The sequence below is a fragment of the Thermoflexus sp. genome, from assembly GCF_042408365.1.
Classification (GTDB): domain Bacteria; phylum Chloroflexota; class Anaerolineae; order Thermoflexales; family Thermoflexaceae; genus Thermoflexus.
The window spans coordinates 1-3727 of sequence record NZ_JBHOQJ010000025.1; the positions used below are offsets into that span (position 1 = coordinate 1).

Consider the following 3727-nt stretch of genomic DNA (forward strand, 5'->3'; position numbering starts at 1 on the left):
CGGGCCGCGTAAGCGGCCCGCACCCCATAGAAAACTTTTGGTATAGAACGCGCCCGCTTCACTGGGCGATGGTCGAATCCCGACGATCCGGAGTGGCCGCCGAATTTGGGAATGAGCAAGCTGTCGAGGGCTGAGGATAGCTCCCCTCGATCCTCTTGGTGAGAGGGATGCATCGGCCTTAACGTCCTTGCAAGAGAACCTCCACCGCCCGTTGCAATTGTGGATCGGTTCCCGCGGTTTCCGTGCCGGGTTCGACCTTCACCTCAATGTCCGGGTTCAGTCCTTCGCCATGGATCGCCCGGTTGTTCGGGGTGAACCAGCGGGCGATGGTGACCCGGAGCTCCGAGCCATCGGAGAGGGTGTGGGAGAGCTGCACGGATCCCTTCCCGAACGTTCGCTCGCCCACCAGCCGGGCCCGACCGCGATCCTGCAAGGCGCCGGCCACAATCTCCGAGGCACTAGCGCTGCCAGCGTTCACCAGCACCACCATGGGGATCCGCTCGGCGATGTCCCCGCTCTTCGAGCGGAAAACCCGTTCCTCGCCATCTTTCGTTCGCTCATAGGCCACGATCCCTTCATCGAGGAAGAGATCGGCCACTTGGATCGCCTGATCGAGGAACCCGCCGGGATTATCCCGTAGGTCCAGGATCAGGCCTTGCGGATTTTGTGCGAGGAGGGCTTTCAGTTGATCCTGCAACTGACGGGTGGCCTGGGCGCTGAAATCGAACAGCTGAATATATGCGATGTTCTCCGGAAGCATACGGGCCTCGACCACCGGGATGGTGATGCGGGCCCGTGTGACGGTCACCTCGAAGGGCTCGCGTTGGCCTGGACGCTCGATCGTGAGCGTGACGGAGGTTCCCGCTGGCCCTCGGATCAGAGCGATGGCCTCGTAGATGCTGTAGCCCACAATGGATTGGCCGTTGACCTTCACCACCAGATCTCCGGATTGGAGGCCCGCCTTCTGGGCGGGGGAGCCCTCGAAGGTCCGCACGATCTCCAATTTGTTATCCCGGTTCATCCGCACCAGCGCCCCGATCCCTTCGAATTGCCCAGAGGCGTCCTCCTGAAGAATGCGGGCGATCTTCGGTTCGATAAAGGAGGTATAAGGATCCCCGAGGGTCTGCAGCGCCCCCCGGATGGCCCCGTAGGCCACCGTCTGGGGCGCGGGGATCGCCCCGTAATACTCGTCTTGAACCAGCTTCCAGGCCTCCCAAAAGATGTCGAACGCTTCCTGGAGATCCCGAGGCGGGGGAGACGGTGCCACCGCCTCAGGGGCGGGGGACTGCGCTCGGGTGGACGCTGCGCCCATCCCCCATGCCACTCCAAACCCTGCCAGGAAGGCGGAGGCGATCAATCCAACAGCCAGCGTTGCGAAGAGGAGGAGATTCCCAGCACGCTTGATCAGATCATTCACGTCGAGCCTCCTAAAACGTTGGAAGATCCCCTTGGCGCTTTAATACTTACCCCATGGCTGCTCAGAGCTGTAAGTCGCTGATGGCGCCCCCAACCGTGAAGGTTTTTTCTTCCACCTCTTAGCAGTCCCTCGGACTGATGGAAGTCTGTCTCCTCTCGTGGGCTCCAAACGATGTCATTCCTACGCCATGAATCTTGTCGGGGGCGTGATCCATTGCTATAATTGTAGTGGTCTTGCCCGGGTGGCGGAATAGGCAGACGCGGCGTCTTGAGGGGGCGCTGGCCCTTTCGGCCGTGCGGGTTCAAATCCCGCCCCGGGCACCAGAACCCCGGCAGAGCGCCGGGGTTTTTATTATCCTTGCCCTCCTCCCCCAGAGCGAGCCGCTAACCTTTCAAGGCCCCTGCCAGCAGCCCGCGCAGGAAGAAGCGCCCCAAGAAGATATAGACCAGCAGCGTCGGGAGGGCGGCCAGCAGCGCGCCGGCCATTTGGACGTTCCACTCGACGATCTGGCTGCCCGCCAAGTTCTGGAGCGCCACGGTGATCGGTTGCTGAGCCGGCTTGTTGGTCACAGTGACCGCGAAGAGGAAATCGTTCCAGATTTGGGTGAATTGCCAGATGGCGACCACGGCGAACCCAGGTTGGGAGAGCGGGAGCATCACCCATCGGTAGATCCCAAACAGCGAAGCCCCATCGATCTTCGCGGCCTCCACCAGCTCCCCGGGGATCGAAGCGTAATAATTGCGGAAGATGAGGGAGGTGATTGGGATCCCGTAGATGACGTGAACGAGGATCAGGCCAGGGATGGATCCATACAAGCCGATGGTCTGGAGGAAACGGACCAGCGGGATCAGGATGCTTTGATAAGGGATGAACATCCCGAACAGGATAGCTGGGAACAGGATCTCTGATCCTCGGAAGCGCCACTTGGCCAGGATATAGCCGTTGATGGAACCGATGAAAGAGGAGATCAACGTGGCCGGGATCACCAGATAAACGCTGTTCATGAAGTTCGGGGATAGCTTCTCCCAGGCTTTGGCGAAGGCAGCGAAGGAGGGCTGGGTTGGCCAATTCCACATGCGTGTAAGATCCGCCTCAGCGAAGCTCTTGAGGCCGGTGAGCAGCAGCACGTAAACCGGGAGCAAGTAGAAGATCGTGAGACCGATCAGGGCGAGATAGATCAAAAAGCGCCCCATCTTCATAGCTCAGCCTCCCGGCTCAGGCTGTAGCGGAGGTAAGGGATGATCAGGGCGGCCACCATGATCAGCATCAGGGTGGCGATGGCCGCGCCCTGAGCGAAATGGTTCCCCCGGAACGTCGTTTCGAACATGAAGTACGCCGGCATGTCCGTAGCGAACCCTGGACCGCTTCCGGTCATCGCCACGGTGAGGTCGAAGATCTTCAGGGAAATGTGACCCAGCACGATCAGGGCGCTCAGGGTGACCGGTCGAAGCAACGGCAACACAATATGGCGATAGATCTGCCACTCGCTGGCCCCGTCCACCCGGGCTGCCTCCCGAAGCTCCTCTGGAATCCCCCGGAGGCCTGCCAGATACATGGCCATGGTGAATCCGGAAAGCTGCCAGGTGGCTGCGATCACCACCGGGATCAGCGCCACGGGGATCCCCACCTGAATCGCCCCGATCTTGATGCCGAACATCACCGTGGGGTCTGTGAACCAGCGAGGCACCGGGCCGGAGTAGCCCGCATATTTCAGGAGAAGATTGATCCCTGTCTGGGGGTTGAACAACCATTGCCAGGCGATGCCCGTTACGATGAACGAGATAGCCATAGGGAAAAGGAAAACGCTGCGGAAGAATGTCTCCCCCTTCACCCGCTGATCCAGCAGGAGGGCGGCGAAGAAGCCCACCACGACCGCGCCCAACAGGAAGAAGGCAGTGAAGACGATCGTGTTGCGGATGTCCGCCTGGAATCGAGGGGTCTGGAACAGCCCGACGTAATTCCGGAGGCCCGTGAAAGTGTAGTCCGGCAGCACATCATTCCATCGGGTCATCGAGATGTAGACCGTCCATCCAATGAACCCGTATACGAAGATCAGGACGGCGATCGTTGAGGGAGCGATGAGAAGAACAGGCAGCTTGCTTTCCAAGCGACGTCGCAGCTCCCTCACAACCTGGAGCCATCGAGGAGCGGGGATAGCCTGTTCCATAACCTTGGGCACACCGACCGTCGGAGCAGGATCGAGGGGGCGATCGTTCATCCTTTGCCTCCTGTTTCCCTCCCTGCGCGGCAAGGCCAAACGGGGAGGGGGGATCGGTTTCTTCGTGGGGTGTGGGCCGCCGAAGGCGGCCC

General features: G+C 60.6%; 3 protein-coding genes and 1 tRNA gene. 1 reads left to right on the top strand and 3 read right to left on the bottom strand.

Annotation, left to right across the window (positions count from 1 at the left end):
* Positions 1-178 precede the first annotated feature (178 nt).
* Positions 179-1417: a S41 family peptidase gene (locus ACFMO5_RS01210; protein ID WP_376790951.1), complete on the bottom strand. Its 1239-nt coding sequence runs from the start codon at positions 1415-1417 to the stop codon at positions 179-181.
* 235 nt (positions 1418-1652) lie between these two features.
* Here ACFMO5_RS01210 and ACFMO5_RS01215 point away from each other — a divergent pair.
* Positions 1653-1740: transfer RNA gene (locus ACFMO5_RS01215), tRNA-Leu, on the top strand.
* 60 nt (positions 1741-1800) lie between these two features.
* Here ACFMO5_RS01215 and ACFMO5_RS01220 read toward each other — a convergent pair.
* Complete coding sequence (locus ACFMO5_RS01220) at positions 1801-2616, bottom strand: carbohydrate ABC transporter permease (RefSeq protein WP_376790952.1); 816 nt, start codon at positions 2614-2616, stop codon at positions 1801-1803.
* Positions 2613-3584 carry a carbohydrate ABC transporter permease gene (locus ACFMO5_RS01225; protein WP_376790953.1) on the bottom strand — a complete coding sequence of 324 codons (972 nt, stop codon included), beginning with the start codon at positions 3582-3584 and terminating at the stop codon, positions 2613-2615. Before ACFMO5_RS01225 ends, ACFMO5_RS01220 begins: the two co-directional genes overlap by 4 nt.
* Positions 3585-3727 lie beyond the last annotated feature (143 nt).